This window comes from Halostagnicola larsenii XH-48 (genome assembly GCF_000517625.1).
Lineage (GTDB): Archaea > Halobacteriota > Halobacteria > Halobacteriales > Natrialbaceae > Halostagnicola > Halostagnicola larsenii.
The window spans coordinates 156,123-171,119 of sequence record NZ_CP007055.1 but is presented as its reverse complement, the minus strand read 5'-3'; the positions used below and the strand labels follow the sequence as shown (position 1 = coordinate 171,119).

The 14,997-nt window shown below is 60.6% G+C and carries 14 protein-coding genes and 1 tRNA gene; 6 read left to right on the top strand and 9 right to left on the bottom strand.

Going from position 1 to position 14,997, the window contains the following annotated elements; translation table 11 throughout:
• Positions 1-268: 268 nt before the first annotated feature.
• On the top strand, positions 269-1,276 hold the full coding sequence (locus tag HALLA_RS00855; protein ID WP_049951619.1) for an NADP-dependent oxidoreductase: 1,008 nt from the start codon (positions 269-271) through the stop codon (positions 1,274-1,276).
• A 528-nt stretch (positions 1,277-1,804) separates the two neighbouring features.
• The gene (locus HALLA_RS19790; protein ID WP_084568875.1) at positions 1,805-2,407 is read left to right on the top strand and encodes a GNAT family N-acetyltransferase; all 603 of its coding nucleotides are present in this window, start codon (positions 1,805-1,807) and stop codon (positions 2,405-2,407) included.
• Positions 2,408-2,668: 261 nt separating this feature from the next.
• On the opposite strand, the gene HALLA_RS00850 is transcribed toward HALLA_RS19790, so the two are convergent.
• From HALLA_RS00850 to HALLA_RS20340, 5 genes are all read right to left on the bottom strand, one after another.
• Positions 2,669-3,436 carry an ABC transporter permease gene (locus HALLA_RS00850; protein ID WP_049951618.1) on the bottom strand — a complete coding sequence of 256 codons (768 nt, stop codon included), beginning with the start codon at positions 3,434-3,436 and terminating at the stop codon, positions 2,669-2,671.
• Positions 3,433-3,621: a hypothetical protein gene (locus tag HALLA_RS00845; protein ID WP_049951617.1), complete on the bottom strand. Its 189-nt coding sequence runs from the start codon at positions 3,619-3,621 to the stop codon at positions 3,433-3,435. Before HALLA_RS00845 ends, HALLA_RS00850 begins: the two co-directional genes overlap by 4 nt.
• Positions 3,621-4,664, bottom strand: a complete 1,044-nt coding sequence (locus tag HALLA_RS00840) for an ABC transporter ATP-binding protein (protein WP_049951616.1) — start codon at positions 4,662-4,664, stop codon at positions 3,621-3,623. Before HALLA_RS00840 ends, HALLA_RS00845 begins: the two co-directional genes overlap by 1 nt.
• Positions 4,665-4,736: 72 nt before the next feature.
• Entirely contained in the window at positions 4,737-5,075 is a 339-nt protein-coding gene (locus tag HALLA_RS00835; protein ID WP_049951615.1) for a cupin domain-containing protein, read from the bottom strand.
• Between the two features lie 118 nt (positions 5,076-5,193).
• Positions 5,194-5,364: a hypothetical protein gene (locus tag HALLA_RS20340; protein ID WP_157231292.1), complete on the bottom strand. Its 171-nt coding sequence runs from the start codon at positions 5,362-5,364 to the stop codon at positions 5,194-5,196.
• A 404-nt stretch (positions 5,365-5,768) separates the two neighbouring features.
• Here HALLA_RS20340 and mptA point away from each other — a divergent pair, with 404 nt between their 5' ends.
• Complete coding sequence (mptA, locus tag HALLA_RS00830; protein WP_049951614.1) at positions 5,769-6,707, top strand: GTP cyclohydrolase MptA; 939 nt, start codon at positions 5,769-5,771, stop codon at positions 6,705-6,707.
• A 255-nt stretch (positions 6,708-6,962) separates the two neighbouring features.
• Here mptA and HALLA_RS00825 read toward each other — a convergent pair whose 3' ends face one another.
• Both HALLA_RS00825 and HALLA_RS00820 read right to left on the bottom strand, forming a co-directional pair.
• The gene (locus HALLA_RS00825; protein WP_049951613.1) at positions 6,963-7,766 is read right to left on the bottom strand and encodes a TrmB family transcriptional regulator; all 804 of its coding nucleotides are present in this window, start codon (positions 7,764-7,766) and stop codon (positions 6,963-6,965) included.
• Between the two features lie 81 nt (positions 7,767-7,847).
• Complete coding sequence (locus HALLA_RS00820; protein WP_049951612.1) at positions 7,848-9,494, bottom strand: DUF255 domain-containing protein; 1,647 nt, start codon at positions 9,492-9,494, stop codon at positions 7,848-7,850.
• Positions 9,495-9,616: 122 nt separating this feature from the next.
• On the opposite strand from HALLA_RS00820, the gene HALLA_RS00815 reads away from it, so the two are divergent.
• Complete coding sequence (locus HALLA_RS00815) at positions 9,617-10,243, top strand: FxsA family protein (protein ID WP_049951611.1); 627 nt, start codon at positions 9,617-9,619, stop codon at positions 10,241-10,243.
• 67 nt (positions 10,244-10,310) lie between these two features.
• Positions 10,311-10,384: transfer RNA gene (locus tag HALLA_RS00810), tRNA-Ile, on the top strand.
• A gap of 147 nt (positions 10,385-10,531) precedes the next feature.
• Here the strand turns inward: HALLA_RS00810 and HALLA_RS00805 are convergent.
• Together HALLA_RS00805 and HALLA_RS00800 are read right to left on the bottom strand one after the other, a co-directional pair.
• Entirely contained in the window at positions 10,532-11,791 is a 1,260-nt protein-coding gene (locus HALLA_RS00805) for a thiol-disulfide oxidoreductase DCC family protein (protein ID WP_049951610.1), read from the bottom strand.
• On the bottom strand, positions 11,788-12,438 hold the full coding sequence (locus tag HALLA_RS00800) for a hypothetical protein (protein ID WP_049951609.1): 651 nt from the start codon (positions 12,436-12,438) through the stop codon (positions 11,788-11,790). Before HALLA_RS00800 ends, HALLA_RS00805 begins: the two co-directional genes overlap by 4 nt.
• A 363-nt stretch (positions 12,439-12,801) precedes the next feature.
• Between HALLA_RS00800 and HALLA_RS00795 the strand changes: the two genes are divergently transcribed.
• A complete protein-coding gene (locus HALLA_RS00795; protein WP_049951608.1) occupies positions 12,802-14,904 on the top strand; it encodes a minichromosome maintenance protein MCM in 2,103 nt (700 codons plus the stop codon).
• Positions 14,905-14,997: the final 93 nt, after the last annotated feature.

The window sequence follows — 14,997 nt, the reverse complement described above, 5'->3', positions numbered from 1 at the left end:
GTACTTTCTAATGGAGCTGTTAACTCGGATTCGAACGGTTCAACCGAACGGAATCTGGGGACTGAAGACGGGTCCAAAGCCGCCTGATTTCCCTCGAGAGGGCATTATCCGGTTGTTAAACGGCCCGAAAAGTAGCTCGGCCTCCGTTCGAGTCGACATCACCGCTTACGGGGAGTAAATGAGGTATGTTACACCCTCGTTGGCTGCTCGTGACCGTCCCCCTTTCCGGGAGCCAAATGTTGACCTTTCGTCGGATCGACTCTCAAATATGGCAACGACCAGACAGTGGCATCTCGCGAACCGTCCAGTTGGTGAACCGACCCACGACGCCTTCGAGTTGGTCACCGTAGACCGCCCGGAACCCGAGCAGGGAGAGGTCCTCGTCGAGACGCGCTACCAGTCTGTCGATCCGTACATGCGCGGCCGGATGCGCGACGCCGAATCCTACGCCGAGCCGTGGGACGTCGGCGAACCGATGAAAGCCGGCGTCGTCGGCGAAGTCCTCGAGTCCAACTACGAGGGGCTCGAGGCCGGCGATATCGTCACCGGCGACCTGCTGTGGGCCGAACATGCGGTCGCTCACGGCGACGAACTACGGCAAGTCAACCCGGATCTGGCACCCGTCTCGACCGCCCTCGGCGTGCTCGGAATGCCCGGCGTGACTGCGTACTTCGGCCTGCTCGACGTGGGCGAGCCGAAACCGGGCGACACCGTCGTCGTCTCCGCGGCAGCCGGCGCTGTCGGCTCCGTTGTCGGTCAACTCGCACGGATCGCGGGCGCACGGGTCGTCGGGACCGCGGGCAGCGACGAAAAAATCGACTGGCTCACCGACGACCTCGGCTTCGACGCGGCGATCAACTACCGGGAGACGGACGACCTCGGGGCCGCGCTCGATGAAACCTGTCCGGACGGAATCGACGTCTACTTCGACAATGTCGGCGGCCCGATCACCGACGCCGTCTGGCCCCGACTCAACCTCCGCGCTCGAGTCGCCGTCTGCGGACAGATCGCGCTGTACAACGAAACCGACGTGCCGACCGGGCCGCGAAAACTCGCGACGCTCATCGAAAAACGGGCGCGCGTCGAAGGCCTGCTAGTCGGCGATTACGAGGGGCGCTGGGGCGAAGCGCTCGAGCGACTCGCGGGGTTCATCGACTCGGGTGAGCTCGAGTACCGCGAGGAAGTGGTCGACGGATTCGAAAACGCACCCGACGCGTTCCTCGGGCTGTTCGAGGGCGAGAACATCGGCAAGCAACTCGTGAAAGTGTCCGATTGAGACGAGGGCGTCAAATAAGGGCTCTCACAGCTACCACCTGAGCGCTTTGATTCGGTAAGTACAGGGCGGAGACGGTATCGCTGCGATCGCGTCGCAAGCTTGCACCCGCGAGCGACCTGTTTAGCGTAGATTTTTGGAGGGGCCGGGAGCGAGCAACGCGATCGAACTCGACGAGAAAAGGTACTTCTACAGCACATATTCAGCAGTCGACGATCGGTGATCGTGAGAGACGTACTCGATCTCGACAAAACAGCGTCGATATCTGGGATTTCGTGCAGTTGCCCGAGTACGGATTATGCGGAGCAGTCTTTCCGGTCCCAAATGGGCCGTAGAGAAAGGCCTACTGGATGCAACGCCATCGGACAGCGGCTCTAGCGCCGCGCTCAGGTGATCGATCTCATCGTCGCGATGGACGATCACCTCTCAGCCTTCTGTAGAGTGTAGCATCGGAGGAAAATCCGCTCACCCACTGCCGATAAATAAACGCCATCACAGGACAATAATACAGACTGGAGGAACTCTAAAAGCATGAGTACACTATTTCCGGAGCGATTCGAAACGGAACGATTAGAACTCGAGTATATTAGTCACGAGACTGTTGACCTATTCGAATTATATAATATTAGAGGTGACACAGAGGAGATGGGGCCAGTCACGGAGTATCTTCCGTGGAATGCACATCAAAGTCCGAAGGAAACAGCAGATTTGATCGATCGAGCTGAAAAAGAGTGGAGAGACGGAACTACCGCCCGGTACGTCATCCGGCTCGATCCTTCTGAATCCAAGAGTGGGTCACTTATTGGATACACAAAATTAGCAGTTGATTGGGAACGATCGACAGCGACCCTCGGAATCTGGCTGAGAAACCAATACTGGGGCGAGGGATATGCCACAGAGCGTGCTCACGCATTGATTGAGATAGCGTTTGATCGGTTATCACTAGACCTCGTTGCGATAACCCACCACGTTGACAACGAGCGGTCGCGGCGAGCCGTGGAGAAATATGTCAGTCGTTTTGGTGGCACCCACGAGGGATGTTTACGGAACTGGCAGGTGACTAACGATGGTCCGGTAGATGTCGAGCGGTACACGATTTCGGCCGATGAGTATGAACGAGCATGTTCTGACTGAACTGGTTGCTTGCGGTATGGCGCTACGATTGCGTAGATCGTCGTTGGAATGTTCACTACATCTTCTTATCCACCGGTTCATCAGAGAAGTTTGTGTGACCAACACGGTGGGAAGACTTCCATAACGCCCTCATCGAAACTCCTACCGTTCGTGCAGCCGCCCGGCTACGTCGCACATTCGCCGAATTCGCAGTCTAAGATTTACAGGCGGTAGGAGTCGAATGCCACCGAGATCGACCCCAAGGTTCACCGAAAAGACGGCTCAGTCAGAGATTCCGTAGCCGCGCTTGAACAGGAACAGATCGATCGCGAGTACGACCACGGCTGCCCCGGAGAGCACGAGCAACGACGTGTTCGGGTTGATCTCCGTCACGCCGATCATCCCGTAGCGGACGCCGTTTACCATGTAGACCATCGGGTTGAGCAGCGACGCGGTGTAGGCCAGCCCCTCGAGTTGGTCTAACGAGTAGAACACCCCGCCGAAAAACACCAGCGGCCGGAGCAGAAACTGGTTCATGACCGTCAAGTGGTCGAAGTCTTCCGCCCAGAGGCCACCGATTATCCCGAGGCCGGCGAAGAGGGTGGTCGTCACGACGCCGAAGCTAAGCAGGTACAGCGGATGTGCGAACGGGACTGTCGTGAACAGGAAGCCGACCGCGACGATCAGCCCGCCGATGATGATGCCTCGAAGCGCACTCGAGATCACGTAGCCGCCGACCGTTTGGGTATGGGAAAGCGGCGAGGTGATAACCTCGTGAATGTACTCGTTCCACCGGCCGTGGAAAATGCTGAACGAGGCGTTCTCGAAGGCGTTGGACATGGCCCCGAGCACGACGAGACCGGGCAGCACGAACTGGATGTAGGTCACGTCGCCGACCGATCCGATTCGACTACCGAGGATGACCCCGAAGACGGAGAAGTACAGGACGTTCGTGATAAGCGGCGGGAGGAAGGTGTTGTACGGGCGTCGCACGAACCGGAGCACTTCCCGTCGGATCAGCGTCTTCAACTGTGTGTTGGCGATGCTCATAGGTGATCACCCGTGGCGAGACCGCGGGTGCAGTGTCGTCGGCAGTCCTGTCGTCGGCTGTCTTCGTTCCAACGAGCGCGGCCGCTCGAGAACGCCTCGTTCTCGAACGTGCGCGAAATCGTCCCATAGACCGCCCCGAGGGCGGCTAGACCCGGGAAAAGCGTCCGCAGGTAGACCGACCGCATCAGACGGCACCTCCCTGCTCAAGGAAGTCTCGCTCGCGCTCGGGCCCCGTCTGTTCGTCGTCTCCGTCGCCGCCCGTCGATCCGTCGCCGCCGTCCGCCTCCCCGTCTCCGGAGCGCGTCACGGATCGGTCCTCACGGTCGGTGAGGTCGACGAACACCTCCTCGAGCGAGGTCCGGGTGATCTCGAGGTCGACGATGTCGTATCCCGCCGCCTCGAGGTCGTTGAGCAACTGCGGGGCGGTCGACCCGCCGTCGTCGACCCGAACCTCGAGCGCGTCGCCGCTGAGCCACGCGTCGTGAGCGTAGGCACCCAACGATGGCGGTGTCGCCGGCGGGTTCTCGAGGGTGACCGAAATCGTGTCCGTTCCGCGTTCTTTGAGTTCGTCCGGCGTCGCGACGGTCACCTTCCGCCCCTCGTTGAGGATCGCGACCCGATCGCAGAGGCGTTCGGCCTCCTCGATGTAGTGGGTCGTCAGGAGCACGGTCGTCCCCTCCTCGTTGAGTTCGGTGACGAGCTCCCAGAGGTCGTGGCGCAACTGGACGTCGACGCCCGCCGTCGGCTCGTCGAGGATCAACAGATCCGGATCGGTGACGAGCGCTCGAGCGAGCAGGAGTCGGCGTTTCATGCCGCCCGAGAGCCAGTCGAAGCGCTCGTTGCGCTTGTCGTAGATCCCGACGCGTTTGAGCACCTCGTCGGCTCGCTTCTCCGCTTCCGAGTCGGGTATCCCGTGGTAGCCGGCCTTGTGCATCAACACCTCCCGAATGGGGAAGAATCGATCCACGTTGAACTCCTGTGGCGCGAGTCCGATCGCGTCTCGAGCCTGCTGGTACTCCGTTTCGACGTCGTGGCCGAAGACGCGGACGTCCCCGCCGCTCTTGCGGACGAGGCCGACGAGCGTGTTGATGAACGTCGTCTTCCCCGCGCCGTTCGGGCCGAGCAGTCCGAAGAACTCCCCCTCCTCGATGGTCAGCGACAGGCCCTGTAACGCCCGTAGCTCACCGTATTCCTTGATGAGATCCTGCGTCTCGATCGCCGGTGGCATCACTCGAGCGGAGGCCATGCCGCCGGTTAAGGGTGTTGTCCTCGGCAGTCCAAAATCGTGTTGGCAATCCGCTTACAGCGGCGCGCCGACGAGCACGAGCTTCGCGGCGTCGTCGCTCTCGTTGTGGATCTGTCGCTCCACTTCAGTGTCGATTCGAAGCGCCTCGTCCGTCTCGAGGGTCACCGACTCGTCGTCGAGATCGACCGTTACCGTCCCGTCGACGACGTAGTACACCTCCTCCTGACCGGTGTGGGTTTCGTCGTGGGCCTTCCCGCTAACGCCGGGTTCTAGCTCGAGGATCGAAATGCCGAGTTCCTGGGTCTCGAGGGCCTCCTTGAGAAACCACATGCCGCCGCTTTCTTCCGGAAGGATCGATTCGGGATCGGTTTTGTGAGCCGTATCGTAGGACATGCTGACGGGTTCATCGCACACTCATATAGATCGGATGAAAGCGGAAGATCACGAATCGATCGCCACGCGGTCGGGACAATTGCGCTGGCTTCGATCTCGGAGAGGCCATTCAGACCGCTTATTCAGGGGACGGCAGCGGCTCATCGCAGTACGTACAGGAACTCCGCTCGGCTGGATTCGGCGACCCACAGTCGGGACAGTTGATCGGTGACTCGCGCTGACCGGCGGTCGCCTCATCCTCGAGGTACTGGTGATCGTACAGAACACCACATTCATTACAGCGAGCCATGTTTCGGCCGTCCCACGTGCTTCCGACCACCTGCGTGAGATCGGTCTCTTTGGCGACCCGGACGTTGATACTCTTTCTCGCTGAACTCCCACAGACAGGACACTCAATGGATATCTGATACGTCTCGTCCTGCGTCCTTATCTATACCGCTACTCGAGCCGGAAACGGGCAGTTTGACGGAGAGAGATCTCACGGGAAAGCGGAAGCTGTAACCCAAAGAGACCCACAAAATACACCGGACGGAACTCGAGGACTGCCGTTCGTATCTACACCTTGTGACGAGAAGCACTTAAAGGATCCAGCGAATCGCCACAGCTTCGAAGCGTTCGCTCGAGCCACCGATTCCCCCTCGAATCGATGCGCCTTCCGAAAGGTTGAATCGCGCGCTGTCCCGAATACGGGTAATGAGTAAGCAGCTTCCCGACGTGCAGGCGACGGCCCCCGACGTCACCGTCGGCCTGAACCAGGTCGGCGTCACCGGCGTCGAAAAACTCGTCAAGATCGCGCGCACCGGCAAACGCCCGCTCGTGCTCACCGCGGAGTTCGAGGTCTTCGTCGACCTCCCCTCCTGGCGGAAGGGCGCGGACATGAGCCGCAACATGGAGGTCATCGACGAAATCCTAGAGGAGGCGACCCGCGAGGAGGCCTACCGCGTCGAGGATGTCTGCGGCGACGCCGCCGAGCGCCTGCTCGAACGCCACGACTACACGTCCAAAGCCGAGGTGTCGATGGAAGCGGAGTTCATGCGCCGCGAGCAGACGCCCGCCTCGGATCGGGAAACCCAACACACCGTCGACATCATCGCCTCGGCGACCGCGACCGAAGACGGCACCCGCGAAGAGATCGGTGCCCACGTCGTCGGCATGACGGTCTGTCCCTGCTCGCAGGGCATGTCCGTGGCGCGAGCGAAACAGAAACTCGAGGACCTCGACGTCCCGGAGGAAACGATCACGGAGTTCCTCGATGCGGTCCCACAGCCGGGCCACTCCCAGCGCGGGCATGCGACAGTCACGGTCGAAGCCGACGGCGATCCGGAGGTCGACCTCAACGAGATCATCGACATCGCTCGCGATTCGATGAGCGCGAAGATCTACAACCTCGCCAAGCGCCCCGACGAGGATCACATGACCTACGAGGCCCACTCGGACGCCAAGTTCGTCGAGGACTGCGTTCGAGCGATGGCCGAAGGCGTGGTTTCGGAGTTAGACCACCTCGCCGACGACGCCGTGATCACGATGATCCAGTCCAACGACGAGTCGATCCACCAGCACAACGCCCACGCCGAACGCGTCGTCGAAATGAAGACGCTCCGCGAGGAAGTAAACGGCGACCTCGAGCACTAAATCGACGAGGACAGAGCGGGCGGGCTCGAAGGTTTTTCGGTTTTGAAGCGTTCACGACGGAAAACAGCACACTGCAGTCAACTCTCCTCGTGATTTCGAAGCACGTACAACGGCCGCCTCCTCCCCAACCGATTCACTCGATCACTTCGTTCTCTCGTTCATCCCTCACGCGGTATCGAACCGCACCGCTTGCGTCGCGCGCGGTGCGGCCCAGCGCGTGCCAGTGGGGGATGTCGATGGGCGACCGTCTCGAGTTCAAAACTCGAGCGGCGTCGCCCGTTCCCAGCTCGGATAAAACTCCTCGTGGACGTCGGCGGCGAACTCGGGGTCTTTCAGGTCGATCATGCCGAAGACCTCCTGGGAGGCGAGCGGGTTCGGCACCTGAATGCAGACCTCGACGCCGTCGATGATGTTGAACGAGCCGGTCACGTCGTCGCTGATCCGGACGTCGAAATCGTCGCGCTGCTGGAGCGTCTCTTGATATCGCCGGCCGACGTTTTCGGACAGCGACGCGACCAGTTCGCGCGTCATCAGCACGTCCACGGAGACGCCCCGGTCGAGCGCGTCCTCGAGGTGGGCCAGCACTTCGTCGCCGACGGTTCGAATGTCCACTCGCGGGGCGGGATCCGCAGCCACCATCACGATGTCCCGATCCGCCGCGGTGAGCCGTTCCAAGAGGAGGTCGATGGTCTCCTCGGGGCCGACGGAGGCGGTCCAGAACTGCTCTTCGACGGGTTCGGCCGCGTCGAGTTCCTCGGAGAGGTCGTCGACGATCGACTCGTACTGTTCGGCCTTTTCGTCGAGTTCGCGCTTTTTGTCGTCGAGCAGTCGATCGAGCGCGGTCGCGGGCTCGACGGCGACGTACTTTTTCGGACGGCTCGCGGTCTGACTGCGGACGAGGTTGTACTGTTCGATACTGTTGAGAACGTCGTAAATCCGGCCCATCGGCACGTCGCTGGCCCGGGAGAGTTCCTTGGCCGTCGTCGGGCCGATGTTCAACAGCGATCGATACGCTCGAGCCTCGTACTCCGAAAGCCCGAGATCCCGTAGACTGGCCATATGAATACGCAACCGACTCGAAGGGCATAAACGCTACGGTAGTTTTGCCGATATCAGATTCGGCGTCGTTAGTCCGTGCTATTACTCGAGTATGGCACGCACTTGTTCGCTCAACTTTGCTGGAGTTTCAGCGACCCCGGAAATCCGGTCGCCTTGTTCGACGCGAGCGGTTCCTCGCTCGAGTTCGTTCGTCGCGTTCGGAACGACGACCTTTTCGTGGTCTGCTACCCGTAGCCCGGCGCGGTGGAGGTCGGTTCCCGCGTGCGTTCCGACGCGAACGACGAGCGGGTCATCGACCAGCCGAGCGGCCGCAGATCCGTATCGTGCCATCTGGACGCCGAACCGATCGCTCGCACCGGCGAAATCCTCGAGCGTCTCCCGTGCGACCGTCCGGTATCGCTCCTGTCCGGTCAGGATCGCGAGGTCGACGAGCGCGTCGGCGAACGCGACGTTCGCGTCGAGCGGGCGGAGGGTCCGCTCGAGCAGTCCCGCGCCGCGGGCCGGGGCGTCGACGAACGAATCGCCGTCCCGAAGCGTCTCGATCGTGCTGTCGGCGATGGCGCGTGCGTCCTCGAGCGTCCCGGCACCGAGAACGCTCGCCCCCGCGAGCACGGCCCGCAGTCCGCGAGCCTGCGTCAACAACAGTGGCGCTCGCTCGATCGAGTCGGCGTCCTCGTCGGGCAGGCGATGGGCAACGACACCGTCTTCCAGAAGGGCGGTTTGGAGCGTCTCGAGTGCGCGTTCGGCGTAGCGACGGGCGCGCTCGTCGTCCGTGTACGCAACGTAGGTGAGCAGGGCTTCGATCGCCAGCCCGTTCGGTCCGGCGAAGACGCCCGCGTCGACGGGCGGGTCGTCGACGGCCGCTCGATCGCTGGCCTCGAGGGTGTAGGACCCGTCTTCGCCGGGGGCCTGACTGTTCGCGAAGGCCTCCGCGTCGTCGTTCCACAGCGTCGTCGTGAGGTACTCGATCGTCCGCGACGCCGGCTCCTGGTACTCCTCACGCCCCGTATAGAGGTAGGCGTTCGAAAACGCACGAACGAGCGCGGCGTTCGAATCGAGCAGCTTCTCGTGTTGGATCTCGCCCCAGTCGGCCTGCGCGCCGAACCGGTAGAAGCCGCCCTCGTACTCGTCGAACAGATTCGCGCTGACCGCCTCGAACGAACGACGCGCCATCTCGCGGTCGCGCTTGAGCGCGAACTCGAGGGCGTCCGGGAGCGGGAACTTCGGTTCGACTCCCCAACCGCCGGCGGTTTCGTCGTAGTTCTCCTCGAGCTGGCCGAGCATCGATCCCTCGATGTCGCTCGAAAGCTGGCCGGCAGGAGGCTCGTCCTCCCGAAGCGGCCGCGGGATCCGACTCGCCTCCTCGCCTTTGGTCTCCCACATCGTCCCGACGCTGTCTAACACCTGACGCATCCCGTCGGGGCCGAGATAGCCCGCCCCGGTCAACAGCGCGCCGTCGGGTGCGAGAAAGACCGTCGAGGGGAAGCCGCCCATGTTGTACCGGTCGCGCACTCGAGGCCGCCGGTCGGCGTCGACGCGCACCGGCACGAACCGATCGTTGATATTCGCCGCAATCTGTGGCTCGGCATAGGTCTGCTCGTCCATCTCGTGGCAGTGATCACACCACGTCGCGGTGAGCGAAAGCAACACGGGAACGTCAGCCGATTCGGCCTCGTCGAACGCCGCCTGTCCCCACTCTCGCCACTCGACCCGCGTAACGTCGTCCATGTTAGCGTGGACGTGCGTCGCGTGCCTAAGGCCTTCGTTCGAGTACGATTCGGAATTCGACGCCGGCACGCCTCGAGAACTGAGAGTAAAGGGTTTTGACCCTCCGCGGCCTAGAGGGCGGTATGCTCCGGTGGCTCTCCGCACTGTTGCTCATCCCGTTTCTGGACGCGGTACTCCTCGCGCTGGTCTTCAGCCGTACCGAGTTCGGCTGGGTCGCGATGGTGTTGCTTGTCGTTCTGACTGGACTGATCGGCCTGTTGCTCGTTCGCGCCGAAGGCCGGCGAACGCTCGGGAAGATGCAACGCTCGCTCGCGAACGGAGAGCCACCGACGAACGAACTGCTCGACGGCGGCCTGTTGATCGCCGCCGGAGCCTTCCTGCTCACGCCGGGGCTGGTCACCGATCTGATCGGCTTCCTGCTCGTCGTTCCGATCACCAGAATCCCGATCCGAGCGGCGCTCAAGCGGTTCGTGATCGTTCCCTACGCGGACAAGAAGACTGGTGGATTCATCAGCGGCGGCGTCTACACGTTCGGGTTCCCGAACGGCGAAGACATGGGCGGTCAGGGCCCCGGACCGACGGGAACGAACACGACGGCGGGCTCGAGCGAATCCAGTGACGGAACCTACAATCTCGACGACGATTCCTATACCGTCGAATCCGATACGGGAGACGACGAGTACACCATCGAGTTCGGCGACGAGGAGTCTCGAGACGACGAGACGGGCAGCGACCCCAACGCTCGGTAGCGGTTCGCACGGGTATAAGAGAAAGAAACGCTTAAACGTACCTGCCCGCAACTCACTGATGCGAAGCGGGCCAATAGCTCAATTAGGTCGAGCGCCACTCTGATAAGGTGGAGGTTCTCGGTTCAAATCCGAGTTGGCCCATATTTTGCGGCGAGCAACTCCGCGAGCCGCAACTATCGAATCCGAGTTGGCCCACTTCTCGTGACGAACAACCTCGTGAGTCGCGAGTGCAGAAGTCGATAATTCTTGAGGAACACCAGATGAGCCGCTGACAGGAGCAGCTACGGATCAGGACGTTTCGTCCGGCTCGTAGCTACAGACGAAGTGACGATTCCGATTGTCGGCGATGTATTCGTAGATTCGTTCGCCGACCAGCCTGACCGGCGGGAAGGCCATCAACAGCGTGATCGGGAGAAAGATCCGGAACTGCTTGAACAGGTGACGGAACGCGTCGTAGCCGCCGTGGGCCTCCCCATCGCGAAAGAGGTACATCTCCTTCTCGAGGTCGACCTCGTCGCGGTCGACCAGTTCGGACGGGGCGTCCGACTGGGTGTAAAACTGGACCGAATCGTTGATGTCGAGGTGTTTGAAGAGATAGAGGCTCCGCGCACAGAAGTAACAGCGTTCGTCGTAGACCAGTTGGACCGCGTTCGTTTGATCCGCGGCGAGTTTCCGGTAGACGACGTCCCACGCGCCAAACAGCGAGAGAACGACGATCATGTCGATGAAGTACAGTCCCAGGGTGAGTATCACTGCGACGTGAAAGCCGATCAAGCCGATGACGAACGGCGTTACCGTCACGCCCAGAACGACTGCGACGATAAACAGCGACTGGACCAACGCGGTCCCGACGAATCCGAGCCAGGCCAGAACCTCGTGTTGAACGACGAACTCGCCAATCGGTCGGGTCACGCCGGTCGCGACTTGGCTGTAGAGGATATCGCGCTGCAACTGAGCGCCGGAGAGATAGATATCAAACGACCCGTTGAGTAACTTCCCCCACGCGGCGCCGAGATACATGAGGCCGACGATGACGAGCGCCCACTTGAACGGCCGCATTCGGTAGGACTGGTTCGACCCCTCCTTGAGGAACCTGTTCAGTTGGTCGAGCGATTTCTCTTTCGTCCGGAGTACGGCGTCCGCCGACATCGCATCATCGTCGTGGAAGAACGCGAAGAGGAGGACGAAATACGAACAGACGAACAGCGACTCGACGGTTCCCGACAGGTAAACCGTCGCCTTGACCGACAGCATCTCCAACAAGAGGAGACTCGCGAGTCCGCCCGACCACTTGATCTTGTACCCAACGATAAAGGACACGAGCAATCCGGCGACGAGCCATCGCTGGTAGGGCAACAACGCTAGGAGCACGTCTCGATGAAGGAAGTCGATGCCGATATTGAGGGCTCGAGGCCACTCCTGGTAGAACCCCCAGTCGAGAAAGACGACGCGCCAGAGGAGGTATGTCCCCAGCACGACGCGAGCGACGGCGAGGTTGATCGGTGACGAGCGAGAATCGTCGGCAAAGTAGTTGATGAACGCGCTCATGAGTGTTCGTGTTCAGTGATCGACTGGTCGTCCACGTCGACCGTAAGTAGTAGTCGTTCGTCGTGCGATTCGAGTTCCGTATTATCCTCGTTTACTGTTAGCGTTCGTTCGTAGATTCGAATGGACTCGAACTCCTTGTACTCCTCGAGGGTCGAAGCGGTCCACTGCTCGTCGTCGACGTACCGCGGCGGATCGATTAGGTCCGTCGGCGGTGGATACGCTCCGGATTCGATGTCAGATCGGTACTCCTTGGCATTGGAGAGATAGAACTCCGCGGTTTCCATCCGCTCTTGATCGGAGTAGTCGTCGACCATGCGCCAGGCGACCGTCGACGAGCGGCTGTCGGTCGTCGGGGGCGTCGCACGGTAGTCATAGAACAGTTCGTTTCCGTCTTCATCGACGACAACGAACTCGTAGGCCGTGTTTTGTTCCTCGCTGGGCTGTGAGAATTTGTGCATCTCGACGACGGGTATGAGCGTCGATCCGAGCACGGTTACCGCAACGAGGACGAGAATAAATCCCCCAACCCAGGCCTTCCTCGCGAGTTCTCGATCCGAAAGCGCGAGCAGGACGAGCGTCCCGACGAAGAACCCGACGAAGAATACGGGGAAGATTATGTTCCGAAAGTCTGACAATAGCTCTAGCATTCTACCATCTCCATATCAACCACAGCCGAAATGTCACATAGTAGTTCCGTACGTTCATTACGTTCATCGCAACCGGTCGTTCGCCTATCAGGTTGTTAAAACGGTTTCAGTGAGACGACGAGCCGGTAGAATAGAACGTCTGTGGGTACTATAGGACCGTTAAACGGCCCGCCGTGACCACCATGTGAGAGCGCATCGATACCGGCAAAACTGAGTCGGCCGTCGTCACGACCAAACGAGATTGGATCGAGAGGCACACCAACCGAGAGGATAGCACAGTCACCGGTAGACCGAGTTCACAGAGGATCAGTTTCACCGTGGTTTGCAACCATTTATACGCGATGGCGACCCAACAACAGGTCAATGGCGCAAGCGGGAAACTCCGAACTCGTCGACGCATTCGAGCAGTTCTTCCGGAACTACTGCGACAACGAGGTGAAACAGCTTGCCCAGCAGTATCCAAACGAGCAGCGCTCGCTGTTTATCGACTGGCAAGATCTCTACCGATACGATCCCGACCTGGCGGACGACTATCTCAATCAGCCCGAACAACTCCAGCGCTACGCCGAGGAAGCGCTTCGGCTGTACGATCTCCCCATCGACGTCAGCCTCGGGCAGGCCCACGTCCGCATTCGAAACCTACCCGACACCGAGTCCCCCGATATTCGGGACATCCGCGCCCAGAACATGAACAAACTCGTGCAGGTTCGGGGAATCGTTCGCAAGGCGACCGACGTCCGCCCGAAGATCGAAGAGGCGGCCTTCGAGTGTCAGCTCTGTGGGACCCTCAACCGAATCCCACAGTCGACCGGCGATTTTCAGGAACCCCACGAGTGCCAGGGCTGTGAACGGCAGGGACCGTTTCAGGTGAACTTCGACCAGTCGGAGTTCGTCGACGCCCAAAAGCTCAGGGTTCAAGAAAGTCCAGAGGGGTTACGCGGCGGCGAGACGCCTCAGGCGCTCGACATCCACGTCGAAGACGACATCACGGGAGAAGTGACCCCTGGCGACCACGTTTCCGCCGTCGGCGTCCTCCGCCTCGAGCAACAGGGCAACCAGCAGGAGAAATCTCCCATCTTCGATTTCTACATGGAAGGGATCTCCGTCGATATCGACGAAGAGCAGTTCGAGGACATGGACATCACCGAGGAGGACAAAAAGGAAATCGTCCGTCTCTCCACCGAAGACGACATCTACGAGAAGATGGTCGCCTCGATCGCGCCGTCGATCTACGGCTACGATCAGGAGAAACTCGCGATGATGCTCCAGCTCTTTTCGGGCGTCACCAAGCAGTTACCCGACGGCTCGAGGATTCGCGGCGACCTGCATATGCTGCTGATAGGAGATCCCGGAACCGGTAAATCTCAGATGCTCGGGTATATCAGAAATATTGCACCACGCTCCGTCTATACCTCCGGAAAGGGTTCGTCCTCGGCGGGTCTGACTGCCGCAGCCGTTCGCGACGATTTCGGTGACGGACAGCAGTGGACGCTCGAGGCCGGCGCACTGGTTCTCGCCGATCAGGGAATCGCGGCAGTTGACGAGCTAGATAAAATGCGTTCGGAGGACCGCAGTGCCATGCACGAAGCCCTCGAGCAGCAGCAGATTTCGGTCTCGAAGGCGGGGATCAACGCGACGCTCAAATCGCGGTGCTCGCTGCTTGGCGCGGCAAACCCGAAGTACGGGCGCTTCGACCAGTACGAGCCGATCGCCGAACAGATTGACCTCGAGCCGGCGCTCATCTCGCGGTTCGATCTGATCTTTACGGTCACAGACAATCCCGACGAGGAGAAAGACCGAAACCTCGCAGAGCACATTTTGACGACGAACTACGCCGGGGAGTTGACGACCCAACAGGAGGAGATGACCTCCCTCGATGTGACCACCGACGAGATCGAAGAGATGACCGAGCAGGTCGATCCCGAGATCGACGCGGAACTCCTGCGCAAGTACATCGCGTACGCAAAGCAGAACTGCCATCCGCGGATGACCGAAGCGGCACGGGAAACGATCCGCGATTTCTACGTTGACCTCCGACTGAAGGGGACCGACGAAGACGCGCCCATTCCCGTCACCGCGCGAAAGCTCGAGGCGCTGGTTCGCCTCGCCGAAGCGAGCGCGCGAATTCGACTCTCGGATACGGTCGAGGCCGGTGACGCCGAACGGGTCGTCGAAATCGTGCGCTCGACGCTGCAGGATATCGGCGTCGACCCCGAAACAGGCGAGTTCGACGCGGATATCGTCGAGGCTGGGACCACGAAGTCCCAGCGCGACCGGATCAAGAACATCAAACAGCTAATCACCGACATCGAAGCGGAGTACGACGACGGCGCGCCGATGGATATCGTCCTCGAGCGGGCCGACGAGATCGGGATGGACCAGTCGAAAGCCGAACACGAGATCGACAAACTCAAGCAAAAAGGCGAGGTCTACGAGCCGAGTACGGACAATCTCCGGACGACATAGTCCGAAGACGGGTCATACGACCAGGTACGCAGGCGGTAGCGGGCGAACGAAGCGTATTCTGGAGATGAACAAAATCGGGCCGCGAGTTTAAGT